23 protein-coding genes are annotated in these 25,415 nt (G+C 71.8%); 15 read left to right on the top strand and 8 right to left on the bottom strand.

Translation table 11 applies throughout. The features are described from left to right. Window positions 1-148 precede the first annotated feature (148 nt). From ABZ027_RS21150 to ABZ027_RS21115, 8 genes are all read left to right on the top strand, one after another. Entirely contained in the window at window positions 149-622 is a 474-nt protein-coding gene (locus ABZ027_RS21150) for a hypothetical protein (RefSeq protein ID WP_356770492.1), read from the top strand. A 28-nt stretch (window positions 623-650) separates the two neighbouring features. Continuing rightward, on the top strand, window positions 651-1,883 hold the full coding sequence (locus ABZ027_RS21145; protein ID WP_356770490.1) for a SpoIIE family protein phosphatase: 1,233 nt from the start codon (window positions 651-653) through the stop codon (window positions 1,881-1,883). A gap of 399 nt (window positions 1,884-2,282) precedes the next feature. Further along, window positions 2,283-3,731: a cytochrome P450 gene (locus ABZ027_RS21140; RefSeq protein WP_356770488.1), complete on the top strand. Its 1,449-nt coding sequence runs from the start codon at window positions 2,283-2,285 to the stop codon at window positions 3,729-3,731. Between the two features lie 7 nt (window positions 3,732-3,738). Next, window positions 3,739-4,731: a (-)-alpha-amorphene synthase gene (locus ABZ027_RS21135; RefSeq protein WP_356770486.1), complete on the top strand. Its 993-nt coding sequence runs from the start codon at window positions 3,739-3,741 to the stop codon at window positions 4,729-4,731. Between the two features lie 195 nt (window positions 4,732-4,926). Then, the gene (locus ABZ027_RS21130; protein ID WP_356770484.1) at window positions 4,927-7,860 is read left to right on the top strand and encodes an AAA family ATPase; all 2,934 of its coding nucleotides are present in this window, start codon (window positions 4,927-4,929) and stop codon (window positions 7,858-7,860) included. A 72-nt stretch (window positions 7,861-7,932) separates the two neighbouring features. Then, window positions 7,933-9,003 (top strand): bifunctional class I SAM-dependent methyltransferase/NUDIX hydrolase, encoded by a 1,071-nt coding sequence (locus ABZ027_RS21125; RefSeq protein ID WP_356770482.1) that lies wholly within the window; start codon window positions 7,933-7,935, stop codon window positions 9,001-9,003. A 55-nt stretch (window positions 9,004-9,058) separates the two neighbouring features. Then, window positions 9,059-9,442 (top strand): DUF779 domain-containing protein, encoded by a 384-nt coding sequence (locus tag ABZ027_RS21120; protein WP_356770480.1) that lies wholly within the window; start codon window positions 9,059-9,061, stop codon window positions 9,440-9,442. A 135-nt stretch (window positions 9,443-9,577) separates the two neighbouring features. Next, on the top strand, window positions 9,578-10,777 hold the full coding sequence (locus ABZ027_RS21115) for a phosphodiester glycosidase family protein (protein WP_356770478.1): 1,200 nt from the start codon (window positions 9,578-9,580) through the stop codon (window positions 10,775-10,777). Window positions 10,778-10,780: 3 nt separating this feature from the next. On the opposite strand, the gene ABZ027_RS21110 is transcribed toward ABZ027_RS21115, so the two are convergent. The 6 genes from ABZ027_RS21110 to ABZ027_RS21085 all read right to left on the bottom strand — a co-directional run bounded on the left by ABZ027_RS21110 (window position 10,781) and on the right by ABZ027_RS21085 (window position 16,158). Then, window positions 10,781-10,975 (bottom strand): hypothetical protein, encoded by a 195-nt coding sequence (locus ABZ027_RS21110; protein ID WP_356770476.1) that lies wholly within the window; start codon window positions 10,973-10,975, stop codon window positions 10,781-10,783. Window positions 10,976-11,116: 141 nt separating this feature from the next. After that, a complete protein-coding gene (locus ABZ027_RS21105; RefSeq protein ID WP_356770474.1) occupies window positions 11,117-11,980 on the bottom strand; it encodes a phosphatidylinositol-specific phospholipase C/glycerophosphodiester phosphodiesterase family protein in 864 nt (287 codons plus the stop codon). A 227-nt stretch (window positions 11,981-12,207) separates the two neighbouring features. Further along, window positions 12,208-13,290, bottom strand: coding sequence for an acyl-CoA dehydrogenase family protein (locus tag ABZ027_RS21100; protein WP_356770472.1), 1,083 nt, complete (start codon window positions 13,288-13,290; stop codon window positions 12,208-12,210). Then, window positions 13,287-14,465 carry an acyl-CoA dehydrogenase family protein gene (locus tag ABZ027_RS21095; protein ID WP_356770470.1) on the bottom strand — a complete coding sequence of 393 codons (1,179 nt, stop codon included), beginning with the start codon at window positions 14,463-14,465 and terminating at the stop codon, window positions 13,287-13,289. Before ABZ027_RS21095 ends, ABZ027_RS21100 begins: the two co-directional genes overlap by 4 nt. Then, a complete protein-coding gene (locus ABZ027_RS21090) occupies window positions 14,462-15,439 on the bottom strand; it encodes an NADPH:quinone oxidoreductase family protein (RefSeq protein WP_356770468.1) in 978 nt (325 codons plus the stop codon). The genes ABZ027_RS21095 and ABZ027_RS21090 overlap by 4 nt, the downstream gene beginning before the upstream one ends. Before the next feature lie 104 nt (window positions 15,440-15,543). Next, window positions 15,544-16,158 carry an XRE family transcriptional regulator gene (locus ABZ027_RS21085; RefSeq protein ID WP_356770466.1) on the bottom strand — a complete coding sequence of 205 codons (615 nt, stop codon included), beginning with the start codon at window positions 16,156-16,158 and terminating at the stop codon, window positions 15,544-15,546. A gap of 77 nt (window positions 16,159-16,235) precedes the next feature. On the opposite strand from ABZ027_RS21085, the gene ABZ027_RS21080 reads away from it, so the two are divergent. The 5 genes from ABZ027_RS21080 (at window position 16,236) to ABZ027_RS21060 (ending at window position 20,980) form a co-directional block, all read left to right on the top strand. Then, the gene (locus ABZ027_RS21080) at window positions 16,236-17,177 is read left to right on the top strand and encodes an NAD(P)/FAD-dependent oxidoreductase (RefSeq protein ID WP_356770464.1); all 942 of its coding nucleotides are present in this window, start codon (window positions 16,236-16,238) and stop codon (window positions 17,175-17,177) included. Window positions 17,178-17,206: 29 nt separating this feature from the next. Next, entirely contained in the window at window positions 17,207-18,745 is a 1,539-nt protein-coding gene (locus ABZ027_RS21075; RefSeq protein ID WP_356770462.1) for an ATP-dependent DNA ligase, read from the top strand. Beyond that, window positions 18,742-19,200, top strand: coding sequence for an NUDIX domain-containing protein (locus ABZ027_RS21070; RefSeq protein ID WP_356770460.1), 459 nt, complete (start codon window positions 18,742-18,744; stop codon window positions 19,198-19,200). Before ABZ027_RS21075 ends, ABZ027_RS21070 begins: the two co-directional genes overlap by 4 nt. Window positions 19,201-19,332: 132 nt before the next feature. Next, on the top strand, window positions 19,333-20,718 hold the full coding sequence (locus tag ABZ027_RS21065; RefSeq protein ID WP_356770458.1) for an NADP-dependent succinic semialdehyde dehydrogenase: 1,386 nt from the start codon (window positions 19,333-19,335) through the stop codon (window positions 20,716-20,718). A 25-nt stretch (window positions 20,719-20,743) separates the two neighbouring features. Continuing rightward, window positions 20,744-20,980 carry a DUF6213 family protein gene (locus ABZ027_RS21060; protein ID WP_356770456.1) on the top strand — a complete coding sequence of 79 codons (237 nt, stop codon included), beginning with the start codon at window positions 20,744-20,746 and terminating at the stop codon, window positions 20,978-20,980. A 139-nt stretch (window positions 20,981-21,119) separates the two neighbouring features. Here ABZ027_RS21060 and ABZ027_RS21055 read toward each other — a convergent pair whose 3' ends face one another. Continuing rightward, window positions 21,120-22,346, bottom strand: coding sequence for an acyl-CoA dehydrogenase family protein (locus ABZ027_RS21055; RefSeq protein ID WP_356770454.1), 1,227 nt, complete (start codon window positions 22,344-22,346; stop codon window positions 21,120-21,122). 192 nt (window positions 22,347-22,538) lie between these two features. On the opposite strand from ABZ027_RS21055, the gene ABZ027_RS21050 reads away from it, so the two are divergent. After that, entirely contained in the window at window positions 22,539-23,198 is a 660-nt protein-coding gene (locus ABZ027_RS21050) for a TetR family transcriptional regulator (RefSeq protein WP_356770452.1), read from the top strand. A 256-nt stretch (window positions 23,199-23,454) separates the two neighbouring features. Here the strand turns inward: ABZ027_RS21050 and def are convergent, their stop codons facing one another. Further along, on the bottom strand, window positions 23,455-24,009 hold the full coding sequence (gene def / locus ABZ027_RS21045) for a peptide deformylase (RefSeq protein ID WP_356770450.1): 555 nt from the start codon (window positions 24,007-24,009) through the stop codon (window positions 23,455-23,457). A 146-nt stretch (window positions 24,010-24,155) separates the two neighbouring features. On the opposite strand from def, the gene ABZ027_RS21040 reads away from it, so the two are divergent. Next, window positions 24,156-25,394, top strand: coding sequence for a MurT ligase domain-containing protein (locus ABZ027_RS21040; protein WP_356770448.1), 1,239 nt, complete (start codon window positions 24,156-24,158; stop codon window positions 25,392-25,394). Window positions 25,395-25,415 lie beyond the last annotated feature (21 nt).

Raw genomic sequence — 25,415 nt, 5'->3', positions numbered from 1 at the left:
CCGGCCCGTCCAAGACCACGTCACCGGCCTGAACCACTCCCTCCTCGACGGCCTGCGCACCCTGCGACACGGGAACGGCGAGCCCATTTCCGCCTCTACGGCCCCCTCGTCACGGACAGGCGCGACGCGACCGTCAGCCTGAACCTCCTTGACCCGGGGGCAGGTCATCGACGAACGCCCGGTCAGCCGCGACAGTACCGCCCGCGGGATCTCCCTGCGCACCGGCTGCTTCTGCAACCCGGGCGCCGGCGAGGCCGCCTTCGGCGTCGACCCGTCGGCCCTGCGCGGCCTGAGCCCCAGTCCCGACGGCACCGTCGACGACTACCTCGCCGGCCTCGGCCTTCCCTCCGGCGGCGCCGTCCGGGTGTCCCTCGGCCTGTCCTCCAACCAGGCCGACGTCGACACCTTCCTCGGCTTCGTCACCGACACCTACCGCGAGCGCACTCCCGGGACCGACGGACTCGCCCCCGACCGCGCTGCTGATCCACGCGGGCCCGACGGCCCGGGTCGCGGCGGCCTTCACCGGCTCCGTCCGGCCACGGCGCACCGCCGAGCAGCCCAAGCCCCATCCGGTCCGCCCCTCGTCGGTGGCGCGTTCCGTCTATCGTGGAAAATCAGGTAATGACGACCCGTGTCGAGGCAGACAGCACATGAGGAAACCGCAGATCGACTACGCGGCGGTCTTCCGGGCCCTGCCCGGCATGGTGGCACTGCTCACCCCTGAGCTGGTGTACGCCGACGCCAACGACGACTTCCTGCGGCTGGCCCGCCGCACCCGCGAGCAACTGCTGGGCCGCTACATCTTCGATGTCTTCCCCGAGAACCCGAACGACCCGGCCGCGGCGGGCATGCAGGAGACGCAGGCGTCGATGCTGCGGGTGGTGGAGACCGGTGAGCGCGACACGATGGCACTGATCCGCTACGACATCGAGGATCCCGCGCGCCCGGGGTACTGGCGGGAGCACTACTGGAGCCCGGTCAACGCGCCCGTCCTCGGCCCCGACGGAAAGGTCGCGCTCGTCGTACACCGGGTCGAAGAGGTCACGGAACTCATCCGTGCCCGTGGCGGACCGGTCGGTGACGAGGACCGGGCCCGCGTACTCGAGGCGGAGCTGTACACCCGGGCCCGGGAGCTGCAGGACATCAACGACCGGCTGCGCCAGGCGCACGCCCGGGAGCGCGAGGTCGCCCTGGCGCTGCAGGCGGCGATGCTGCCCGCGCCCGGCCCGATCGGTCCGCACGAGGCGGCCGTGCGTTACCGGCCCGCCGTCGGCGCCCTGAACGTGTGCGGCGACTGGTACGACCTGGTGGACCTGCCCGGCGACAACCTGGCGGTCGCGGTCGGCGACGTCGTCGGCCACGGCCTCGGGGCCGCCTGCACCATGGGACAGCTGCGCAGCGCACTGAGCGCGGCCTGCCGGGTCGCCGACGGCCCGGCCCGGGCCCTGGAGGCGCTCGGCCTGTACGCCCGTTTTGTCGAGGGCGCCGAGGCGACCACCGTGGTGACGACCTTCATCGACTGGGACAGCCACACCGTCACCTACAGCTGCGCCGGCCACCCGCCGCCCGCCCTGGTGGACCCGGAGGGCAACGTGACCTTCCTGGACGAGGCCACCGATCCCCCGCTCGCCGCCCGCCCGGAGCACCTTCCTCGCCCGCAGGCCCGTGCCTCCTTCACCGAGGGTTCCACCCTGGTCCTGTACACGGACGGCCTCGTCGAACGCCGCGACGAGGACATCGACACCGGCCTGGCCCGCCTCGCCGACTCCCTGAGCCGCCATCGGCATGCCGACGTCGAGCCTCTGTCCGACGCCCTTCTGACCGACCTCCTCCCCGCCGGCGGCAGCGCCGACGACACGGCGCTGATCGTCATCCGTCTGTGATTCCCCTGATCGGATACCGCACCTGCGGACGATCCCATTCCGACTGAATTCCACACGCGCAGGAATCCGAACCAGATCGTTGCGCACGGAAAAGGGTTGCGGCCCGAAATGCTCCAGCGCGCTCCCGTGCGCCCCCTTGAGGCAAGGTGTCGGCACGTCGGGCGGCAGGTGGACTGGGCAGGAAACGGTTCAAGCACCACGTCGGCGAAACATCACTGAATTTCGCATTCCACATTCTGGCCGAGACGGTGGTATTCGATGAACACCTTTGCCCCCGAGCCGGAGCGAAAGTGGAGAGTGGGTACTGCTCCCAGCATATTCCCCTCCATCGCTCACGGTATCGCCTTGTTCCGACGCCCGCTGGAGTTTCTGAATTCTTTGCCCGCACACGGTGATCTGGTGCAGATACGGCTGGGTCCCCTGCGCGCCTGGGTGGTGTGCCACCCGGACCTGGTCCACGAGATGCTCCGAGAGACCCGTACGTACGACCGGGGAGGCACGCAGTACGACCGGCTACGGCTGCTGATGGGCGACGGCGTCGTCACCTGCCCGCACGCGGAACACCGCAGGCAACGCAGACTGGTCCAGCCCGCGTTCCGCCCGTCACGGGTCGCCGAGCACACCCGACTGATGCTGGACGAGGCCGAGTTGGTGTGCCGTGAGTGGCGCCCCGGCCGGCAGGTCGACGTGAGCGCGGCCATGATGGCCATGACCACCCGGGTGATCAGCCGCATCCTCTTCTCCGACTCCCTCGACGCGGCGACGACCGCCGAGGTGCGGCACTGTCTCGAAGAATTCGTGCGGGGCCTGTTCCTGCGCACGGTCGTCCCCGTCGACGCCGTCTTCCGTCTCCCCACGCCCGCGAACCGGCGCTATCGGCACGCGGTCGCCCGGCTGCACACGATCATCGACGGTGTGATCGCCGAGCGTCGCCGACGCACCGCGGGTGCCCCCCGCGACGATCTACTGGGGACACTGCTGGAAGCCGCGCGGGGCGGCGGCGACGGAGGACCGGCGGTCAGTGAGCAGGAGATCCACGACCAGCTCATCACCCTGCTGCTGACCGGAGTGGAGACCACCGCGCTGTGCCTGGCCTCGGCCTTCGCCCTGCTGGCTCGGAATCCGGAGGCGGAGGAACGTCTGCACGCCGAGATCGACACCGTGCTCGCCGGGCGCCCCCGCCTGACCCCCGAGGATCTCCCGCGCCTCGCGCAGACCCGCGCCGTCATCACCGAGACACTGCGCCACTCCCCGCCGGGCTGGCTCTTCACCCGCGTCACGACGCGGGACACGACACTCGCCGGGCGCCGTCTCACCAAGGGGTCAACCGTTCTGTACAGCCCCTACCTCCTGCATCACGACCCCGCGTCGTTCCCCGATCCCGACCGCTTCCTGCCCGGTCGCTGGCTGCCGGCACCGGCACCGGCACCAGCACCGGCGGGGTCACGGACCGCGCCGGAACCAGCCCTCACGCACGGGCCCCGGGCCGTGCCCGGACCGCAACCCGCGCCGTCGCCCCAGGCGGCACCCCGATCGCAGACCGCGCTGCTCCCGTTCGCCGCGGGGACCCGCAAGTGCCTGGGCGACACGTTCGCCATGACGGAGGCGATCGCGGTGGTCGCGGTCGTCGCGGGCCGCTGGCGGCTGCGACACCTGCCCGGCCCGGTCGGGCCGCAGCGCCCGGTGGTGACGCTGGGGCCGAGGTCGCTGGTGATGACCTGTGAACCCCGTGTCCACCGTACGACGGACATATCGGCCCGGGAGGACACGCCCGCGCTCAGGGCCGATGTCGTCCCTCGAGCCACGGACACCCGAACGGCAGGTGACACCGGTGCCGACGACGCATGAGGAGAGCATGATCACCCCGCATGGCTCACCGCACGGCCCACCGCACGCCCCCACCCTCAAGGAACTGGTCGACACTCACCTCCACATGCCCTTCGCGCTCCGCAGGAACCCCCACGAGTCGCTGGCTGCGGCGGGCGTCGAGGAGTGGCTCCGCGCGCAGGGACTGGACCGCGAACCGGGCGTACCGGAGATGCTCCGCCGCACCCGCCCCGCCGAGCTGGCGTCCCGCACCAGCCCGGGTGTGGACGCGGACGTCCTCCAGATCGTGGCGAACCAGATCGCCTATCAGTTCGTCTTCGACGACCGGGCGGAGGAGGTCGGCCGTCGGTGGCCCGACCGGTTGCTGCCGATGCTCTGCGAGAGCGTGGCGATCCTGCGCGACGGCCAGCCGCCCACCACGGCCCTCGGGGCGGCTCTGGCCGACCTGTACCGCCAGGTCCAGGAGCGCTGCACCCCGGCGCAGGCGGCGCGCTGGGCCTGGACGAGCCGGGAGTACGTCCATGGGCTGCTGTACGAATCCGTGGCCCAGAACGGTGCCTTCCCGCTGCGGACCGGCCTGTGCACCTCCGTACGTTCGCTGACCGCGGGCGTCGAGCCCTTCTACCCGTTGTACGAGGCCGCACGGCGCGGCGAGTCCGCCCCCGAGGAGCTGCACCATCCGGTCATGCGGCGCATGCGGCGCCTGTCGGTCGACGCGGCCGTGTGGACCGCGGACCTGTTCTCCGCGGTGAAGGAACAACGAGCGGGAGGTCTGATCAATCTGGCCCTGGCCCACCAGCGCGCCCGGGGGTGCTCCCTGCCGGTCGCCATCACCCTGGCCATCCGGCAGATCAACAGCGCCATCGACGAGTTCGAGAGGCTCCGCGCGCAGATCGAACCGGTCCTGAGTCCCGCGGGACTCGACTGCGTGGAGGGCATGGCCGGCTGGATCGGCGGGTGCTACCACTGGTCCCGTACGGTGCCGCGCTACGCGGACACGGCGACCGAGCCCGCGTCGTGAGACCTTCCGTCACGGTACTTCCGGAGGCGGCACATTCGGTCGACCGTACCCACGAGAGGAACCTGTCAAGCCACGAGAGCGGGTGATTCATCCATACTTGGCACATTCGTTCGCGAATTCGCCCATACCGCATGTCGTGGGGCGTACGCTCCTGCCTGCCTCCCGGTGGTCGAACGACAGGAAGCGGTAAGGCACATGGCGCATGGGTCACGGCAACCGAGCACATCGTCCCGGCAGTTGCTCGAACGCACACAGGAGCTCGACGCGCTCGACGCGGCGCTGTCGGATCTGCGAGCCGTCGCCCACGGCAGTCCGTGCACCCGGCACAACGGGCTGCTCGCCTTCACCGGCCCGGCGGGGCTGGGCAAGACGGCCCTCATGACCGAAGCCCGCGCCCGCGCCACGGCCGCGGGCTTCAGGGTGCTCTCGGGCAGGGGCGGCGAGGCGGACCAGGAGCTGGCGTTCCACGTGGTCCGCCAGCTCGTCCAACCCGCGCTGGCCACCATGGACGAGGCGGAACGGGAAGCGTTCCTGGGCAGTTGGCACGCCATCATCGCCGCCACGCTCGGCCTGGAGGCGGCGAACACCTCGCACGTACCGGACCCGACGGGCGTACGCGACGGACTCGACTGGGTCATGACCCGTCTGACGGTGACGAAGAAGGCGCCCGTCGTGCTGCTCCTGGACGACCTGCACTGGGCCGACATCGAGTCCCTCGGCTGGCTCGCCTCCTTCGCTCCCCGGGCCGCAGACCTGCCGCTGCTGATCGTGGTCGCCTACCGGCCCGACGAACTGCCGCACGAGGCCACCGCGTTCCGCGCCCTGGTCGACGGTCACGGCAGCCGCCCCCACCCACTCGCACCGCTCACCGCCGCGGGCGTGGCGCGGATCGTGCGGGAACAGGTGGGCACACGCGCGGAGGACGAGTTCTGCGCGGAGTGCCACACGGTCACCGGCGGCAACCCGTTCGAGACCGTGGAACTCGCCATCCGGATGGGCCAGCGCGGCCTCAGGGGCAGCCAGGACGAGCTGCCGACGATGCGGGCCCTGGCCTTGGCGGTGAAGGGACCCGGGCTGATCGAGCGGCTGCGGCGGCTCGGCACGAACACCGTCCGCTTCACGTACGCGGGAGCGGTCCTGGGTGCGCCGTTCTCCCCCGACCTCGCCGCCACCATCGCGGCGATCGGCCGCGAGGCCGCCGCCGAGGCGACCGAGAAGCTGCGCGCCGCCCGCATCCTGGCCGACACCGACGGGCCCGGCGGCGACCTGGGTTTCGTCCATCCGCTGATCGCCACCACGATCTACCAGTCGATCCCGTCGGGTCTGCGGGTCGGCATGCACAACGCGGCCGCGGAGGCCCTGCGCGCGGCCGGGTTCGGCCCGACCGCGTCCGCCCGGCACCTGCTCGAGGTCCCCTGCGACGGCAAACCCGAAGCGGTGGACTGCCTCCGGGAAGCCGCCCGTGAATCCCTGCGGGCGGGCTCTCCGGAAGCGGCCCGCCGCCTGCTGACCCGGGCGTTGCAGGAGCCCTGCCTGCCGGAGGAGCGCGCCGCCCTCCTGCACGAACTCGCGGGCTCGACCTTCCTCATCGAACCCACGGCCACCGTGGAACATCTGAGGGCGGCCCTGACGGAGCCCGGGATCGACCCCGAACTGCGCGCCTCCATCGTCTACCGGCTCACCCAGGCACTCGCCCACACGGACCGGTTGGCCGAGGCCGCGCAGGTGGCCGCCGAGGAGGCACGGCTGACCAGTAACGCCCGGGTCCGGTTGCGGATGCAGGCCGACCACTTCGTCTGGAGCATGAACCGCACCGACGAACCCGACTCGTCCGCCCGCTCCCGCACCCTGACCCGGCTGGCCGCACGGCTGGCGGACCGGGGGCGGCCGGCCGACCGCGGCCTCGAGGAACGCTGCATCCTGGGCCTGCGCTCGTGGGACGCGCTGCTGCGTGGCGAGCCCCGACGGACCGTCCTCGAACACGCCGAGGACGCCCTGCGCGGCGGAATGAGCTGGACCGACGAGAACCGGGGCTTCGAGGTCCCCGTCTCCGTGGCCCTCGCCTACATGTACTGCGACCGGCCGCGACGGGCCGAGGAACTGTTCACCAAGGGGATGGCGGAGTGCGAGACCAAGGGGTGGCGGGGCTCTCATCTGGCCGTCGGCCAGGCCCTGTTCGCCTACATCCGTCACCGCCGGGGCTGTCTGGCGGAGGCGGAGCACTGGGTGCGTGAGGGTCTGCGCACGGCGCAGCGGGTCGAAGGGGCGGTGCCCGCGCAGTGGTTCGCCGTCGGCATCCTCATCCAGACGCTGCTGGCTCGCGGGCGAACCCGTGACGCCCGCCGGATCGCCGACCGTCATGACTACGGCGGGGACATCCCGAATGCCGTCATCTACCCCGATCCCCGCACGGTGTATGCCGAGCTGCTCCTGGCGGAGGGACGCCTCGCCGAGGCCGAATGCCTGTTGACCGAGGTCGGGAACTGGCTGGACGGACGGGACTGGCGCAACCCCGCCTGGTGTCCCTGGCAGCTGCGTCTCGCGTCCGCCGTGGCGCGCTCCGCCCCCGACCGGGCCGTGCGGCACGCCCAGGAGGCCCTCGAACGTGCCCGGGACTTCGGCGCGGCGTCCGCGATCGGACAGGCGATGCACACCTTGGCGGAGGTGACCGGCGGGCGGGCGGCGCTCGATCTGCACGCCGCCGCCGTGGAGCATCTGGAACGGTCGCCCGCCGCCTACGAGTTGGCCCGCGCGCTGGTCGGCCACGGTGCCTCGCTGGCCCGGTACGGTCAGCTCCACGACGCCGCGGACCGGCTCTACCAGGGCCTGGAAGGGGCCGTGCACTGCGGTGCCGACGCGCTGGCAGCCCGGGCCAGGGCCGAACTCTCCGCGGCCGGCCTGCGCCCGCTGCCGCTGCGTTACCCGCAGACGGACACGCTCACGGCCCACGAACGCAAAGCGGCCGAGATGACGGCTCAGGGCCACCCGGCAGCCGTGGTCGCGAAGGATCTCCGCCTCAAGGAACAGGGTGTGCGACAGCTGCTGTCTTCCGTGTACCGCAAGGTCGGCACCGATCCGGCGGGCCTGGCCGAGGCGCTGGAGACCTTTCCGCGTCCCCGGACGAGCTGAGGACACCGGCGGCCGCTCGGTCATCATGAGTGGTGACCGGATCCCATTGACCCCTCGTCCACAGGAGGCAGCTTGCCGTCGCAGACCTTCCGTCCCGACGACGCCGCGGCGCCGTTCGACTGGGGCTTCCCGGGCGCCGGCCCGGGGGCCGGGATCCTCGGCGACATCTCGGGGCGGCGGGTGCTCGACCTCGGTTGCGGCGCCGCCCGGCACGCCGCCCACCTCGTCCGCGCGTACGGCGCCTCGGTGGACGCGGTCGACTCGGGACCCTGCGAGCGGGCGCACGCCGAGCACGGCTCGCTGCCGGGACTGCGTCTGGTGCGGGCCGACGCGGTGGAGTACCTGAGCAGCGCGGAACCGTACGACGTCATCTACTCCGTCGACACCGTCGCGTCCGTCGATCCCCGCCGCCTGCTGCCCGCCCTCGCCTCGGCGCTCCGACCCGGCGGGACGCTGTGCTTCGGCGTACCGCACACGGACTCCCGCGGCGACGGCCCCTCATCGTCGGTCGAGCCGCGCGGCGCGGACGGCGCCCGACGGTGGGTGCTCACGCCGGACCTCTGGATCGACCTGCTCGCCGAGAACGGGCTGCGCGTCGAACACGTCGAGGTCCTCGACGCGCCGGACGAGACGGACCGCAGCTCCCACCGGATCCTCCGCGTCACCCGTCCGCTGCGGGTCTCCTCCCGTCCCCGCGGCGCCGGGCCGCCGGTCCCGCACGGCGCGCTCGGTGTCGGCGCCATCCTGCACGGCCCCCGGGGCCTGCTGCTGGGGCGGCACCGCCGGGGCACCTGGGAGCTGCCCGGCGGCACGGTGGAACCCGGTGAGTCGCTCCAGGAGACGGTGGTGCGCGAACTCGCCGAGGAGACGGGGATCGAGGCGAGCCCCGCCGATGTACACCTCCTGGGCACCCTCCTCGACCATGTCGGCGACGTCGTACGGGTGACGGTGCCCGCCCGGGTCACGGCCTGGCGTGGTGAGCCGGCCGACCAGCCCGGCGAACGCGTCGGCGACTGGCGCTGGTTCGCCCTGGACCGGCTGCCGGAGAACCTGTTCGTGTGCAGCGCCCAGGGACTCACCGCGTGGCGCCCCGACCTGCCGGTTGACCACACCCCCGCCCACTTCACCCCGTACGCCCCATGACCGCACGGGCGCGTGCAACCCTTTCGCAACCTTGGCCGTGCTGCACTCGGGGACCATGGACGAGGAATCCGCACGCGCCGTGTACGACGAGACCCCGCGCGTCGAGCTGACCGACGCGGCAGCCGACCTGCTGCGCCGGCTGCGTGAGACGCACGGCCCGCTGATGTTCCACCAGTCCGGCGGCTGTTGCGACGGCAGCGCGCCGATGTGCTTCGCGGCGGGCGAGTTCCGTACCGGCGGATCGGACGTGCTGCTCGCCGAGCTGGTCGTGGAGGGGATCGAGGAGCCGGTGACGTTCTGGATGTCCCGCAGCCAGTACGAGGTGTGGAGCCACACCCGGCTGATCGTCGACGTGGTCGAGGGCCGCGGCAGCGGCTTCTCGCTGGAGGCACCCGAGGGAGTGCGTTTCCTCACCCGTTCGCGGGTCGTCGACGCCTAGACGCCGTGCCGCTCCCGGCCGTCTGGTGCACTTCCCCTGGGTCCTGGAACAGTTGACGGGACATCAGAACGGGACGAGACATCATCAGGGGGGACTGTGACGCGTCGTCAAAGACGGTTCGGTGCGGGCAGAAACGTGCTGGCGTTGCTCGCGGCGCTCGGCACCCTGGCCGGTGCGGCCCTGGTGGGGGCGGCACCGGCCGGTGCCGTAGCGGACGGGAGAACGCTCGCGCCCGGTGTCGCCTACCGGGAGTTCGACGTCCCGGCGGCAAAGGGGTTGGCCCACGCCCATGTGCTGACCGTCGACCTGCGCGATCCTCGGGTCCGCTTGGACCTGCTGTATCCGGGGGCGGTGGCCGCGCGTACCCCCGTCTCCGGGATGGCCGACGCGGCCGGGGCCGTGGCGGGCGTCAACGGCGACTTCTTCAACATCACCGAGACCCAGCACCCGGGTGTCGAGGCGACCGGCGCGACCGTGGGCCCGGCGATCACCCGGGGCCACGTCCTCAAGGCGGCGGTGCCCGACGGGCAGCGCTTCGGCCCGGCGCTGCCGCCCGGCACCGGCACCGAGGAGGTGTTCGGCGTGGGGGTGGACCGACGGGCCCGGCTGGACGCCCTGGCCCTGGACGGTTCGATCCGTACGTCGGTGAGGCGACTGCCGCTCGGCGGGCTGAACCAGTACGCGTTGCCGGAGGGCTCAGTCGGCGCGTTCACCTCCGACTGGGGCAGCGCCTCCCGGGTGCGCGCCACCTGCGGCACCGACGTGGACCGGGCCGCTGGGTGCAGCACGGACACCTACGAGGTGACCGTCCGTCACCATCGGGTCGTGTCGGTGTCCGACACTCCCGGCAGTGGCCCCATCGCCGCGGGGACCACCGTGCTGGTGGGCCGGGAGGCGGGCGCGCGGCAGCTGCGGACGCTTTCCCGGGGCGAGCGGGTGACGGTGCGGCACCGCCTGGTGTCGTCCTCGACCCGGGCCCCGTACCGCTTCGCGCTCGGCGGCTACCCCGTCCTGCGGGACGGGCTGCCGCTGCCCGGCCTCGACGACACCACCGCGGCGGTGCGTACCGCCGTGGGTGCCGCGGACGGCGGGCGGCGCCTGCTGCTGCTCGCGCTGGACGGCGCAACCCAGTACCGCGGCGGGCTCACCATCGCCGAAGTCGCCGCAGTCATGCGGGAGTTGGGGTCGGTCGAGGCCTTCAGTCTGGACGGCGGCGGTTCCACGACCCTGGCCGCCCGGGTGCCCGGCGCGAGCACCGTCACCGTACGCAACCATCCCTCCGGGGGCGCGGAACGGCCCGTCCCGAACGGCATCGGGGTCTTCACGACCCGCTGACGCTCACGGTCTGAGGCCGCTGACGATGTCCGCCGTCGCCATCAGACCGCTGTTGATGCTGGGTGCGATGTCCGTGCCGGCCAGGTAGAAGCCGAGCAGCAGGCACACCAGCGCGTGGGAGACCTTCAGTCCGCCACTGCGCAAGAAGACCGTCGCCAGGATCACCAGCAGCAGCACCACAGAGATGGAAATCGCCATCATCAACCTCCTCCGCCACGCCGACATGTCTGGTTCGCGGCGTTCGGCCGCAAGTGTGGCGTAGCGGAGGGTTCGTCCGGGCGGCTGACCTGTCCGCCGAACGTGTGGTGTCCGGCGGGTGGTGGTTACGTCGGCCGGCGGCTACGTCGCCTGGTGGGCGTCGAGGAACCCCTCCAGTCCCGCCAGGTCGTCGGTGTTGATGTGGTCGACGCCGGCGGCGAGCAGTTCGGCCCACACGGCGTCCCGTGCCGGGCCGGCCAGGTCGGGGGTGGCCCACAGCCGCACCCGCTGACCGCGCTGGTGAGCCGCCCGGACGATGCCGCGCAGCTTCTGCCGTTCGGCGTCGGGGAAGGCGCCGACACCCGTCCAGCTGAAGTTGAGCGTCCAGTTGTCGCTGATCAGCGGGATGAAGGAGGCGGGCGCCGCACCGCCGAGGTCGGCGAGCCTGCCGTCGTAGAAGGCCCGGCGGACGATCTGGGCCTCCAACGGGGGACGGGCCGCACGGTCGCCGGAGATGACAGCGGTGACCGCGCCCGGGTGCACCCGGCCGTGGGCGTAGGTCGTGAAGAGGTGCTTGTAGCGCCGCAGATGACGGTCGAGTTCGAGGTAGGTCGACGAACCCTCCGTCTTGATGTCGATCAGCAGTTGCAGCGGCTTGGGGCAACCCCGGTACACGGAGCCGTGGTTGGCCCGGACACGGGCGGCCAGCGGGTCGAGGTAGAGGGATTCGAGGGTGCGGGCCGGGTCGAGGTCGACGGGGTCATGGGCGACGAGCAGCTGGTCGCCGACGAGGTAGATGTCGGCCTCGACGCTGCCGAAGCGGTGGTCGAGGGCGTCGAGAAGGGGCCGCGGATGCTCGTAGTCGTTGTGCGCGTGGGCGTGCCACAACGGGCGCGGCCGGTGCCGGAGTTCGGCTGCGAACGCGTCCGCAGCGGGCAGGGCGACCGCGCCCGTGAGGGCGGCGCCGAGGGTGGTGAGGGCTCTGCGTCGGGTGGTGAGGGCCATTCTCTGCCTCCCTGGTGGGCCGTACGGGATCGACGGGGGTCCCCGGTCCCCCGGGTCGAGCGAATTCGGGGTTGGGGGTGAGTATGCGATCCGTACGGCCCCAAGGGGCAGTGCCCGCACAGGAGTTGGCTGGACTGCCGCTGTCCGTTCATTTCATCCGTGCGGGGCACACGGAAAAGCCCGCCCGCTGGACATGCGCCGGGCGGGCGGGCTTCGCCTCGTGGACGTCAGGGTGCCTGGAGGTCGACCAGTCCGGCCAGGGTCGCGCGGTGGGCGCCCGCGGTGCCGTAGGCGATCGAGTCGGCCTTGGCCCGCTTCAGATTCAGGTGGATGGGGTGTTCCCAGGTCATACCGATGCCGGCGTGCAGTTGCAGGGCCTCCTCGGCGGCGCGGACCGCGACGGGGGCCGCGTAGGCCTGGGCGACGGCGACCGCCACGTCGACGTCCTCGCCGGTCGCGAGGGCGTCCGCCGCGCCCCGGGCCGCCGCCCGCAGGTTGACGACCTCCAGCCAGAGCTGGGCGAGCCGGTGCTTGAGCGCCTGGAATCCGCCGACGGGCCGGTTGAACTGCTTGCGTTCCTTGAGGTAGCGGACCGTCTCGGTCAACGACCACTCCGCCAGGCCGAGTTGTTCGGAGGCCAGCAACCCGGCCGCGGTGCGCAGCGCGCGGCGTACGGCGGGGCGGGCGTCACCGATCCGGCGGGCGGACGCACCGTGAAGGGTGACGGTGGCGAGCGGCCGGGTCAGGTCCAGCGGCACCTGCGGGGTGACGGTCACGGCGTCCGCGTCGACGGCGTACAACCCGCCGTCCTCGGCCGGGACGAGCAGCACATCGGCGACGACCGCGTCCGCGATCCCGGTCAGCTCCCCGTACAGGGTGCCGTTCTCCAGCCGTACGGACGTGAAGGCCGCGCCCGGTGCCGTGTGCAGCGCGACGGCGAGGGCGGCGATCGTCCGGCCGGACGCCAGCGGGGCGAGCAGGTCGTCGGCCGCGCATTCCAGCAGCGCCTCGGTGGCGACGACGGCACTGGTCAGGTAGGGCACGGGCGCCACGGCCCGCCCCAACTCCTCCAGGACGACGGCGACTTCGCGGTGGGTCGCGCCCTGGCCGCCGTGCGCCTCGGGCACCAGCAGCCCGGCGAGGCCCATGCCCTCGGTGAGGGCCTTCCATGTCTCGCGGTCGTGAGGCGTGGCCGACTCGGTCCGCGCGATCACGCCCGCCGGGTCGCAGTGGTCGGTGAGCAGGTCGCGGACGGCGGCGCGCAGCGCCTCTTCCTCCTCCGAGTACAGCAGGTCCGGCTCGGTGCTCATCGGGCGAGGTCCTTCCAGGCGACGTCCTTGTCGGTGCGCGGTTCGCTGGGCAGGCCCAGGACACGCTCGGCGACGATGTTCAGCAGGACCTCGCTGGTCCCGCCCTCGATGCTGTTGCCCTTGGAGCGGAGGTAGCGGTAGCCGGCGTCGCGGCCGGTGAAGTCGACCAGCTCCGGTCGGCGCATGGTCCAGTCGTCGTACAACAGTCCCTCCTCGCCGCGGAGTTCGACCTCGAGGCCGCTGATCTCCTGGTTGAGGCGGGCGAACGCCAGCTTCATGCCGGCGCCCTCCGGGCCGGGCTGGCCGACGGCCATCTGCTGGCGCAGGCGTTCGCCGGTGAGGCGGGCGACCTCGGCCTCGACCCACAGCTTCAGCAGGCGCTGGTGGAGGTCGTGAGTGCGCAGTTCGGGGCGTTCCCGCCAGGTCCGGGAGACCGGGCCGATCATGCCGCCCTCGCGGGGCAGCCGCATGCCGCCGATGGCGACGCGTTCGTTGTTCAGCGTGGTCTGGGCGACCCGCCAGCCGTCGCCGACCTCGCCGAGGCGCCGGGAGTCGGGGATGCGGACGTCGGTGAGGAAGACCTCGTTGAACTCGGCCTCGCCGGTGATCTGGCGCAGCGGCCGGACCTCGACCCCGGGGTCGGTCATGTCGCAGATGAAGTACGTGATGCCCCGGTGCTTGGGAACGTCCGGGTCGGTGCGGGCGATGAGGATGGCCCAGCGGGCGAGGTGCGCGCTGGACGTCCACACCTTCTGCCCGTTGACGACCCAGTCGTCGCCCTGCCGGACCGCCCGCGTCCCGAGCGCCGCGAGGTCGGATCCGGCGCCGGGCTCACTGAAGAGCTGGCACCAGACCTCCTCGCCCACCCACAGCGGCCGCAGCAGCTGCTTCTGCTCGTCCGTGCCGTACTTCAGGATCGTCGGCGCGGCCATCCCGAGGCCGATGCCGATGCGCCGCGGGTCGTTGTCGGGGGCTCCGGCGGCCTCCAGTTCCGCGTCCACGACGGCCTGGAGGGAACGCGGGGCTCCGAGGCCGCCGAGTCCCTCGGGGTAGTGCACCCAGGCGAGTCCGGCGTCGAACCGGGCCTTGAGGAAGTCGAGTCGGTCGGTGTCGGCGGGCGGGCAGGCGGCCAGCAACTCCGCTGTGCGGCGCCTCAGTTCGGCTGCGTCGGTCATGCCGTCGCTCCTACCGTCAGGGCGGGGACGACCACGACCCGTCCGGTCGTCACCCCGTCCCCTACCCGCTGCACGGCGGCCGCGGCACCGCTGAGCGGCACCCGCTCGCTGACCAGCGGCTTGATCGCGCCCCGGGCGGCCAGCTCGGTGAGCTGCTCGTGGCAGTGCTGGACCAGCTTCGGGTTCTTGGTGCCGTACAGGCCCCAGTGCAGGCCGAGGATCGTGTAGTTCTTCACCAGGGCGTGGTTGAGCGACGGGCTGGGGATGGTGCCGCTCGTGAAGCCGACGACGACGATCCGGCCCTCGAAGGCGACGACCTTGGTCGACTGGGTGAAGGCCTCGCCGCCGACGGGGTCGTAGATCACGTCGGCGCCCCGGCCGCCGGTGGCCTCCTTCACGGCGGCGATGACGTCCTCGCGGCGCCGGTCGATCACCACGTCGCAACCCAGCTGCCGGGCGACGGTGACCTTGTCGGCGCCGCCGACGACACCGATCACCGTCGCTCCGGCAGCCTTGCCGAGCTGCACGGCCGCACTGCCGACCCCTCCTGCGGCAGCGTGGACGAGCAGCGTCTCGTCGGCTTCCAGCCCGGCCCTGCGGTGCAGGCCGAACCAGCCGGTCTGGTACCCGATGTGCAGGGCGGCCGCCTCGGCGTCGTCCAGCGCTTCGGGGGCGGGCAGGACAGCGGCGGCGTCCGCGACGGCGTACTCCGCGAAACCGCCGTACGGCAGAGCGGGGTTGGCGACGACCCGGCGCCCGTCCTGAGTCTCGCCGCAGATCTCCACGCCGGGTGTGAACGGCAGTGGCGGCCTGACCTGGTAGTGGCCCCGGGCCATCAGCACGTCCGGGAAGTTGATGTTCGCGGCGCGCACCTTCAGCAGGACCTGGCCGTCACCGGGCGTGGGCCGCGCCACGTCCGCCAGGCGCATCACCTCGCCCGGCTCGCCGTTCTCGTGCACTTGCCATGCCTGCATGCGGGGCCTCCACAGGACTGCTTCGTCTGACCGGGGTCCCTCGCATACTAAGCGGTCGCTTGCTGATCAGGGAACAGGTGTCGGCCGTCGTCTTCGGTGGGACGTCAGTCCTCCTCGTCACCCTCGCGTGCAGACCGTTTCGACCGCTTCGGCCGGGCCCGTACGTGGATCCGCTCCCCCTGCGGCCCGAAGAGGCTGAGGAATTCCGCCGGCCCCTCCCCGGTCGATCCGAACCAGTGCGGCACCCGCGTGTCGAACTCGACGACCTCCCCGGCCGTCAGGACGGCATCATGGCCGCCCAGCACCAGCCGGAGCCGCCCGGACAGCACATACAGCCACTCGTAGCCCTCGTGGGTCCGCGGCTCCGGTTCCTCGGTCCCCTGCGGAACCAGCACCTTGAAGGCCTGGAGTCCGCCGGGCTGGCGGGTGAGCGGCCAGTAGGTGCGCCCGTGCCGGGAGATCGGCGCGGTCCGCACCCGCGGGTCGCGCACCGAAGGGGTGCCCACCAGTTCGTCGAGCGCCACCTCGTGCGCCCGCGCGATCGGCAGCAGCAACTCCAGGCTGGGCCTGCGCAGACCCGATTCCAGCCGGGAGAGCGTGCTCACCGAGATACCGGTCGCCCCGGACAGTCCGGCCAGTGTCGCACCGCGCTCCTTGCGGATCCGGCGCAGTCGCGGGCCGACCTCCGCGAGGACCTCGTCCATACCGTCGTCATTCATGCCGTCCATTGCAGTTTCGGCAAACCAGTTTGTCAATGTTGCAGGGACGAGCGACTGTCTGAGTGGAGGTGGTCACCATGACCGAGAAGGACCACGACACCTACGAGGCGGTCGTCGTCGGAGGCGGCGCGGCCGGACTGTCCGCCGCGCTGATCCTGGGCCGCGCCCGGCGCCGGACGCTGGTCGTCGACGCGGGCGAGCCGCGCAACGCGCCCGCCGCGCACATGCACGGCTATCTGACCCGGGACGGCATGGTGCCCGCCGACTTCCTGGCGAAGGGCCGCGAGGAGATCGCGCGCTACGGGGTGGAACTCGTCCGGGACCGGGCGATCGACGTGACCCGGGACGGGGACTTCGCCCTGGGTCTGGCGGGCGGCCGGACGGTGCGCGCCCGGCGCCTGGTGATCGCCACCGGCCTCAGGGACGAACTGCCGGACGTCACCGACCTCGCCGCACGCTTCGGGCGGGATGTGCTGCACTGCCCGTACTGCCACGGCTGGGAGGTGCGGGACCAGGCCTTCGGCGTGCTCGCGACGACCCCGATGAGTGTGCACCAGGCGCTGATGGTCTCCCAGTGGTCCAAGGACGTGACGTTCTTCCTCCACCGGCTCGCCGAGGAGGAGCTGTCCGACGAGGACCTGCGCAGGCTGGCCGCGGCCGGGGTCGCGGTGGTGCCGGGCGAGGTCTCCGGACTGGTCGTGGCGGACGATCGGCTCACCGGAATCCGTCTCGCGGACGGTGCGGTCCACCAGCGCGAGGTGCTGTTCGTGGCGCCCCGTGCCGTCCCGCGGACCGGTCTGCTGCGGCAGCTGGGGGCCGAGTTGCGGGAGACCCCGTTCGGCGCGTATCCGGTGGTCGACGAGACGGGTCTGACGACCGTGCCGGGCGTCTGGTCGGCGGGCAACGCGATGGGCTTCGGGGAACAGGTCGTCAACGCGGCGGCCGGCGGTTACCGGGCGGGCGCGACCATCAACGGGGACCTGCTGATGGCGGACCTCGACGCGGTCGTCGGGGTGTAGAGCGCGCGTCCGCGGTGCACCATGGCTGCATGCTGCTGACCCGGCTGGCCCAGGTGTCCCAGGAGGTGGCCGCCACCTCGGCGCGCTCCCGGAAGATCGCGCTTCTCGCCGAGCTGTTCCGGGACGCCGAAGCGGAGGACGTGCCGATCGTCATCCCGTACCTCGCCGGGCGGCTGCCCCAGGGGCGGCTCGGCGTCGGCTGGAAGGTGCTGAGCCGGCCCGTCCCCCCGGCCGCCGAGCCGAGCCTGACCGTGCGCGACACGAACGACCTGCTGAGCGCGCTCGGCGAGGTCTCGGGCGCCGGATCGCAGGCCGAGCGGACCCGCCTGGTCGGCGAGCTGATGGGCGCGGCCACCGAGCACGAGCAGCGGTTCCTGCTCGGACTGATCAGCGGCGAGGTACGGCAGGGCGCGCTGGACGCCGTCGCGATCGAGGGCCTCGCCCAGGCCACCCGGGCGCCGGCGGCGGACGTACGGCGGGCCGTGATGCTCGCGGGCTCCCTGCAGACGGTGGCCGAGGCCCTGCTCTCGGACGGCCCGGGCGCCCTCGACCGCTTCCGGCTCACCGTCGGCCGCCCGGTCCTGCCGATGCTGGCGCACAGCGCTTCCTCGGTGTCGGAGGCGGTCGACAAGCTCGGCGCGTGCGCGGTGGAGGAGAAGCTGGACGGCATCCGCGTCCAGGTGCACCGGGACGGCGACTCCGTACGGCTGTACACCCGCACCCTCGACGACATCACCGACCGGCTGCCCGAACTGACCTCGGCGGCACTGGAGTTGAGGGGCGAGAGGTTCATCCTGGACGGCGAGGTGATCGCCTTCGACGCCGCCGGACGCCCCCGCTCCTTCCAGGAGACCGCCGGGCGGGTGGGCTCCCGGGTGGACGTGACCACGGCAGCCCGGGCGGTCCCCGTCTCCCCCGTCTTCTTCGACGTGCTGTCCGTCGACGACCGTGACCTGCTGGACCTGCCGTTCGCCGAGCGGCACGCGGAGCTGGCCCGGCTGGTGCCGGAACCGATGAGGGTACGGCGGACCCTGGTGCCCGGCCCGCAGGAGGTGGGGGCGGCCGAGGAGTTCCTCGCCGAGACCCTGAAGCGCGGCCACGAGGGCGTCGTCGCCAAATCCCTCGACGCTCCCTACAGCGCGGGTCGGCGGGGTGCCTCCTGGCTGAAGGTCAAGCCCGTGCACACGCTCGACCTGGTGGTCCTGGCCGCCGAGTGGGGCCACGGCCGCCGCACCGGGAAGCTGTCCAACCTGCACCTGGGGGCTCGGACCGCGGACGGTTCGTTCGCGATGCTCGGCAAGACCTTCAAGGGCATGACCGACGCGATGCTGGCCTGGCAGACCGAGCGGCTCCAGGAACTGGCCCTGGACGCCGACGGGTACGTGGTGACCGTACGTCCCGAGCTCGTCGTCGAGATCGCCTACGACGGTCTGCAGAGGTCCACCCGCTACCCGGCCGGCGTCACCCTCCGCTTCGCCCGCGTGGTCCGCTACCGCGAGGACAAACGCCCCGAGGACGCCGACACCATCGAGACGCTGCTGGCCGCCCACCCCGAGGTGAGGCCATGAAACGCAGCGCGGGCCTGCTGCTGTTCCGGCACACCGATCAGGGGCTGGAGGTGTTGCTCGGGCATATGGGCGGCCCCTTCTTCGCGCGGCGCGACACCGGGGCCTGGACGGTGCCCAAGGGCGAGTACGAACCCGACGAGCCCGCCTGGGACGCGGCCAGGCGCGAGTTCCAGGAGGAGCTGGGGCTGCCGCCGCCCGACGGCGAGGCCGTGCCGCTGGGCGAGGTCCGGCAGACCAACGGCAAGATCGTCACGGCGTGGGCGGTGGCGGCGGACCTCGACCCGGCGACGATCACGCCGGGCACGTTCCGCATGGAGTGGCCGCCGAAGTCCGGACAGACCCAGGAGTTCCCCGAGCTGGACCGGGTGGCGTGGTTCGGCCTCGACGCCGCCCGCGCGGTGATCGTGCAGGCGCAGGCCGCGTTTCTCGACCGGCTGACGGAGCACTCGGTCTAGGGTCCTTCGTCTGGATCAGGCCCGCGAGCCGGGCGTGATCCAAACGCGAGGCTCTAGGCAGACGCACCCGCGTTGCGGCCCGCACCGCCGCGCGGGAAGGTCGGAAACACAGCCGTCCCAGGGAGGCCAGCCATGCCCATCGCAACCGTCAACCCGGCGAACGGCGAGACGTTCAAGACCTATGAAGCCATGGGCGAGGAGGAGATCGAGCGCAGGCTCCAGCTCGCGGAGGCCACGTTCCGTACGTACCGGACCACGTCCTTCGCCGAGCGCGCCCGCCTGCTGCACCGGGCCGCCGACCTCCTCGACGAGGACCAGAAGGACATCGCCCGCGTGATGACGACGGAGATGGGCAAGCCGGTCAAGCAGGCCCGCGCCGAGGCCGCGAAGTGCGCCAGGGCGATGCGCTGGTACGCCGACCACGCCGAGGAACTGCTCGCCGACGAGGAACCCGCTTCCGACGACGTGAAGGACTCCGGCGCCTCCCGCGCCCTGGTCCGCTACCGGCCGATGGGCCCGGTGCTCGCGGTGATGCCGTGGAACTTCCCACTGTGGCAGGTGGTCCGCTTCGCGGCGCCGACCCTGATGGCGGGCAACGTGGGCCTGCTCAAGCACGCCTCCAACGTCCCGCAGACCGCGCTGTACCTGGAGGACCTCTTCCACCGCGCGGGTTTCACCGAGGGCACCTTCCAGACCCTGCTGATCGGATCCAGCGCGGTCGACGAGATCCTGCGGGACGACCGGGTCAAGGCGGCCACCCTCACCGGCAGCGAGCCCGCGGGCCGGGCGGTCGCGTCCACCGCCGGCGAGATGATCAAGAAGACGGTGCTGGAGCTGGGCGGCAGCGACCCTTACATCGTGATGCCCTCCGCCGACGTCGACCGGGCCGCCCAGGTGGCGGTGACCGCGCGGGTGCAGAACAACGGGCAGTCCTGTATCGCCGCCAAGCGGTTCATCGTCCACACGGACGTCTACGACGCGTTCGCCGAGCGGTTCGTCGAGGGCATGAAGGCGCTCAAGGTCGGCGATCCGCTGGAGGAGGACACCGAGGTCGGGCCCTTGTCCAGCGAGCGGGGGCGGGCCGACCTGGAGGAACTCGTCGACGACGCGAGGCGCGGTGGCGCGAGTGTGCTGTGCGGGGGCGAACGGCCCGACGGGGACGGCTGGTACTACCCGCCGACCGTGCTGGCCGGCATCACCCGCGAGATGCGCATCCACCGGGAGGAGGCCTTCGGCCCGGTCGCCACGCTGTATCGCGCGGCCGACCTGGACGAGGCGGTGCTCATCGCCAACGACTCACCGTTCGGCCTGAGTTCGAATGTGTGGACGCGGGACGAGACGGACGTCGACCGGTTCGTACGGGACCTGGAGGCAGGCGGGGTGTACGTGAACGGGATGACCGCGTCCCACCCGGCGTTCCCGTTCGGCGGAGTCAAGAGGTCCGGGTACGGACGTGAGCTGTCCGGGCACGGAATCCGGGAGTTCTGCAACATCACCACGGTATGGCACGGAGCGTGACGCTTCCGCGACTACGATCCCCTTTGTGAACCGCGAAGTGACTCTGCCTCTGATCGTCGACGACCGCGGGACCTTGCAGGTGGCTGCCGCCGAAGTCAGCAAGTTGTTGCGGACGGTGGGTGGTCGCTGGCTGCACCTCGTCGAGGCCGGGGAGGACGGGCTCGACGAGGACACGGTGGCGGCCCTGACCATCGAGCTCGCGAAGCTCGCCGACCGGATCGACGTGGCGTGCATCGCGCACAGCAGCGGGACCACGCCGTAGGCGGCACCCCTCGCATCGGTTGGATTCCTGGTGAGGGCCCGCGGGTGTGGGGCCGTGTCGCATCGCGGCTGAGCCGCGCGCGTGGGCGCACCGGCCGCGGACGGCCGTCGGCGCTACGGACCCACACCCCTGACGGGCGCTACCGGATCGGCATCCCCGACAGGGTCCGGGCGATCACCAGCCGCTGGATCTCGCTCGTTCCCTCGAAGATCGTGTAGATCGCCGCGTCCCGGTGCATCCGCTCCACCGGGTACTCCCGCGTGTAGCCGTTCCCGCCCAGGATCTGGACCGCCTGTGCCGTCACCTTCTTCGCCGTCTCGCTCGCGAACAGCTTCGACATCGATCCCTCGGCGGCCGTGAACTGCTTGCCGTTGACCGCCATCCAGGACGCCCGCCAGACCAGCAGGCGGGCCGCGTCGATGGAGGTGCGCATGTCCGCGAGCTGGAAGGCCACCCCCTGGTTGTCGATGATGGGCCGGCCGAACTGCTCGCGCGTCCTGGCGTAGTCGAGGGCCTCCTCGTACGCGGCACGGGCCGTACCGACCGCCATCGCGCCGACGGCCGGACGTGAGGCCTCGAACGTGGCCATCGCCGCGTTCTTGACCCTCTCACCACCGGCCTTGGCCCGCTCCCGGGCCCGCGCCAGCCGCTCATCGAGCTTCTCCTTGCCGCCGAGCAGGCAGGAGCCGGGGACGCGCACGTTGTCGAGGACGACCTCGGCGGTGTGCGAGGCACGGATCCCGTGCTTCTTGAACTTCTGGCCCTGCGCGAGACCCGGCGTGCCCGGCGGGACGATGAAGGAGGCGTGGCCCTTGGAGCCCAGCTCCGCGTCGACGACCGCGACCACGACATGGACGTTGGCGATGCCGCCGTTGGTCGCCCAGGTCTTCGTGCCGTTGAGCACCCACTCGTCCGTGGCCTCGTCGTACACGGCGCGGGTACGCATCGAGGAGACGTCCGAGCCGGCGTCTGGCTCCGAGGAGCAGAACGCGGCGACCTTGACATCGTTGGCATCGCCGTACATCTGCGGGATCCAGGTGCCGATCTGCTCCTCGGTGCCGTTGGCGAGGACGCCGACGGCGGCGAGGCCGGTGCCGACGATGGACAGGGCGATGCCCGCGTCGCCCCAGAACAGTTCCTCCATGGCCATCGGGATGCCGAGGCCGGTGGGGTCGAAGTACTGCTGGGCGTAGAAGTCGAGGGAGTAGATCCCGACCTTGGCGGCCTCCTGGATCACCGGCCAGGGAGTCTCCTCCCGCTCGTCCCATTCGGCTGCCGCGGGGCGGATGACGTCGGCCGCGAAGCCGTGCAGCCAGTCCCTGACCTCCTTCTGCTCGTCATTGAGCTCCATGGTGAACTCGGCCATGTCCCCTCCAGCGGCGAAGCACGTGCGTGTTACTTACGGTAACACCGAGTGTGTTACTCGCGGGTAGGAAAAGTCAACTCTTGATCGGCAAAGTCAACTCCTGGTGACTGCCCGACCGCCCGTTCGATGTGCGGTGCATCCTTGGTGTTAGTTTGCGCAGGCGTTACCTGAACCAACGGGTGGGGAGAGCACATGGACACCACGCAGCGGACCGATCAGCAACGGTCCGCCGACCGCCGCCGACGCGAGCTACTGGAGGCCGCGGACCGAGTGGTGCTGCGCGACGGACCTCAGGCCTCGATGAACGCGATCGCCGCGGAAGCCGGCATCACGAAGCCGATTCTCTACCGCCACTTCGGCGACAAGGGCGGACTTTACGCCGCGTTGGCCAAGCGGCACACCGACGCCCTGCTCAATTCGCTGCGGGCGGCGCTCGACGCTCCCGCGGAGCGGCGGGAACGGGTCGAGGCCACGTTGGACACGTATCTCGCGGCGATCGAGGCCCGGCCCCAGGTGTACCGGTTCCTGATGCACCCGGCGGACGGCGGCCACGCCGACGGGGGGCAGGCCGGGGACCCGGCGTTCGATGTCGGCAAGCACTCGATTCCGCTGTTGCGGCGGATGGGCGAGGAGTTGGCCCAGGTCATCGAGGACCGGCTGGATCTCGGGCCCGGGGGGCAGCAGTTGGCCCGGGTGTGGGGCCACGGGATCGTCGGGATGATGCACGCGGCCGGCGACTGGTGGCTGCAGGAACGGCCGTGCTCGCGGGCCGAGTTGGTGCGGAGCCTGGCGGATCTGCTGTGGGGGCGGCTGGCCGCGGCGGGGGACAAGATCGGCAGCCCGGGGTTCTGACGGTTGTGGGCGGCTGCGGGTCGGTGGGGGCCGGCCGCGCAGTTCCCCGCGCCCCTAGGTGGGATCAGGCTCCCTGCGCCAAGAGGCTCGCCTTGTCTGCCGCATTGCGGGCGGCTGCGGGTCGATGGGGGCCGGTCGCGCAGTTCCCCGCGCCCCTGGGTGGGATCAAGCTCCCTGCGCCAAGGGGCTCGCCCTGCCTGTCGCATTGTGGGCGGCTGCGGGTCGGTAGGGGCTGGTCGCGCAGTTCCCCGCGCCCCTAAGCCGTTTCAGTCCCCCTGTGCCAAGAGGCTCGCCCTGCCTGTCTCATCAGTCTGGCGCGGCGCCAGCCCTTCACGCGGTCGGCGTAGACCGTGCCGTCCAGGTGGTCGCACTCGTGTTGCAGGCATCTCGCGAAGAAGCCCGTCCCGTGCACGGTGACCGGCTCCCCGGTCACCGTGAAGCCCTCGACCACCGCGTGGTCGTAGCGTTCGGTTCCGGCTTCCAGACCCGGCAGGGACAGGCAGCCCTCGGGGCCCCGCAGCACCACCCCGTCCGCGTCCACCAGGCGCGGATTCACCACGTGGCCCAGGTGACGGACCTCCTCGTCGTCCGGGCAGTCGTAGACGAACACCCGTAGCGGCTCGCCGATCTGGTTGGCGGCCAGGCCCACGCCCTTGGCCGCGTACATCGTCGCGAACAAGTCCTCGACGATACGCCCCAGTTCGGGGCCGAAGTCGGCGACCTCCTCGCAGGGGGCGTGCAGTGCCGGGTCGCCGAGCAGGGCGAGGGGCCTCACGCGCCCTCGGGAGCCCGGGATGGAGCCGTTTCGCATGGCGGCAAGGGTACGGTCCTCTTTGTCACGCGAAGGCCGTACGGGCGCCGCGATTCGGGAGTGCGAATGGATCTCGATAGGCTGAGGTCCACACCACGTTGCCGGAGGCAGGAGCGCGGCGCGTACGCAAGGAGGATCGAGAACTGATGGCAGGCAACTCGGACCCGCTCTCGCCGCGGGCCAAGATCGCCGTGACCGCGGGCAAGGCGGTCGCGGCGGCGTCGCGCGCCGCCGGACGCGGCAGCGGTTCCGTGATCGGCGGCCGGGTGGCGCTCAAACTCGACCCCGACCTGCTCGCCCGGCTCGCCCAGCACCTGGACGTCGTGCTGGTGTCGGCGACCAACGGCAAGACCACGACGACCCGGCTGATCGCCGAGGCACTGCGGGCGGCCGGCCCGGTCGTCTCCAACGCGCTCGGCGCCAACATGCCGGCCGGCATCACCTCGGCGCTGGCGGGCAGCTCGGACGCCCGCTACGGCGTCATCGAGGTCGACGAGAAGTACCTGGCCGGTGTCGCCAAGGACACCGACCCGAAGTGCATCGCGCTGCTCAACCTCTCCCGCGACCAGCTCGACCGCGCCGCCGAGACCCGCATGCTCGCCGAGAACTGGCGGGAGGGCCTGGCCGGTTCCAAGGCCGTGATCGTGGCCAACGCGGACGACCCGCTGGTCGTGTGGGCCGCGTCATCCTCCCCCAATGTGATCTGGGTCGCCGCCGGGCAGATGTGGAAGGACGACGCCTGGTCCTGCCCGTCCTGCGGCGGCGTGATGCAGCGGCCGGGCGACGACTGGTTCTGCAGCGAGTGCGGATTCCGGCGGCCGACGCCCAGCTGGGCCCTGTCCGGGGACCATGTCCTCGATCCGCACGGGTCCGCCTGGCCGATCCACCTCCAGCTGCCGGGCCGCGCCAACAAGGCCAACGCCGCCTCCTCGGCGGCCGTCGCCGCCGTCTTCGGAGTGCCGCCGCAGGTCGCGCTGGAGCGCATGTACCAGGTGCAGGCGGTGGCCGGACGGTACGACGTGGTCCAGTTCATGGAGCGCGACCTGCGACTGCTGCTCGCGAAGAACCCGGCCGGCTGGCTGGAGACGTTCAGCCTGATCGACCCGCCGCCGACCCCGGTGATCCTCTCGGTGAACGCGCGCGGCGCCGACGGCACCGACACCTCCTGGCTGTGGGACGTCGACTACACGCGTCTGACCGGCCACCCCATCTGCGTGATCGGGGATCGGAAGCTGGACCTCGCGGTGCGTCTGGAGGTGGCCAACCAGCACTTCCAGGTGTGCGAGAACCTCGACCAGGCGGTGCAGCTGAGCCCGCCGGGCCGCATCGAGGTCATCGCCAACTACACCGCCTTCCAGGACCTGCGCCGCCGGGTCGGCAACTGAGCACCGGACTTCAGGGGACTT

Source organism: Streptomyces sp. NPDC006332 (genome assembly GCF_040612855.1).
Classification (GTDB): Bacteria; Actinomycetota; Actinomycetes; order Streptomycetales; family Streptomycetaceae; genus Streptomyces.
Note: the sequence above shows the minus strand (reverse complement) of the source record. Positions and strands in the feature narration are given on the sequence as shown.

Bases quoted from the DNA above. Each gene is read 5' to 3' on its own strand.
- ABZ027_RS21100 (WP_356770472.1), bottom strand. From the start codon at position 13,290: ATGAGCACCGAGCCGGACCTGCTGTACTCGGAGGAGGAAGAGGCGCTG.
- ABZ027_RS21145 (WP_356770490.1), top strand. From the start codon at position 651: ATGAGGAAACCGCAGATCGACTACGCGGCGGTCTTCCGGGCCCTGCCC.
- def (WP_356770450.1), bottom strand. From the start codon at position 24,009: ATGCGAAACGGCTCCATCCCGGGCTCCCGAGGGCGCGTGAGGCCCCTC.
- ABZ027_RS21135 (WP_356770486.1), top strand. From the start codon at position 3,739: ATGATCACCCCGCATGGCTCACCGCACGGCCCACCGCACGCCCCCACC.
- ABZ027_RS21130 (WP_356770484.1), top strand. From the start codon at position 4,927: ATGGCGCATGGGTCACGGCAACCGAGCACATCGTCCCGGCAGTTGCTC.
- ABZ027_RS21105 (WP_356770474.1), bottom strand. From the start codon at position 11,980: ATGGCCCTCACCACCCGACGCAGAGCCCTCACCACCCTCGGCGCCGCC.
- ABZ027_RS21095 (WP_356770470.1), bottom strand. From the start codon at position 14,465: ATGACCGACGCAGCCGAACTGAGGCGCCGCACAGCGGAGTTGCTGGCC.
- ABZ027_RS21040 (WP_356770448.1), top strand. From the start codon at position 24,156: ATGGCAGGCAACTCGGACCCGCTCTCGCCGCGGGCCAAGATCGCCGTG.
- ABZ027_RS21055 (WP_356770454.1), bottom strand. From the start codon at position 22,346: ATGGCCGAGTTCACCATGGAGCTCAATGACGAGCAGAAGGAGGTCAGG.
- ABZ027_RS21080 (WP_356770464.1), top strand. From the start codon at position 16,236: ATGACCGAGAAGGACCACGACACCTACGAGGCGGTCGTCGTCGGAGGC.
- ABZ027_RS21090 (WP_356770468.1), bottom strand. From the start codon at position 15,439: ATGCAGGCATGGCAAGTGCACGAGAACGGCGAGCCGGGCGAGGTGATG.
- ABZ027_RS21110 (WP_356770476.1), bottom strand. From the start codon at position 10,975: ATGGCGATTTCCATCTCTGTGGTGCTGCTGCTGGTGATCCTGGCGACG.
- ABZ027_RS21120 (WP_356770480.1), top strand. From the start codon at position 9,059: ATGGACGAGGAATCCGCACGCGCCGTGTACGACGAGACCCCGCGCGTC.
- ABZ027_RS21075 (WP_356770462.1), top strand. From the start codon at position 17,207: ATGCTGCTGACCCGGCTGGCCCAGGTGTCCCAGGAGGTGGCCGCCACC.
- ABZ027_RS21065 (WP_356770458.1), top strand. From the start codon at position 19,333: ATGCCCATCGCAACCGTCAACCCGGCGAACGGCGAGACGTTCAAGACC.
- ABZ027_RS21050 (WP_356770452.1), top strand. From the start codon at position 22,539: ATGGACACCACGCAGCGGACCGATCAGCAACGGTCCGCCGACCGCCGC.
- ABZ027_RS21085 (WP_356770466.1), bottom strand. From the start codon at position 16,158: ATGAATGACGACGGTATGGACGAGGTCCTCGCGGAGGTCGGCCCGCGA.
- ABZ027_RS21070 (WP_356770460.1), top strand. From the start codon at position 18,742: ATGAAACGCAGCGCGGGCCTGCTGCTGTTCCGGCACACCGATCAGGGG.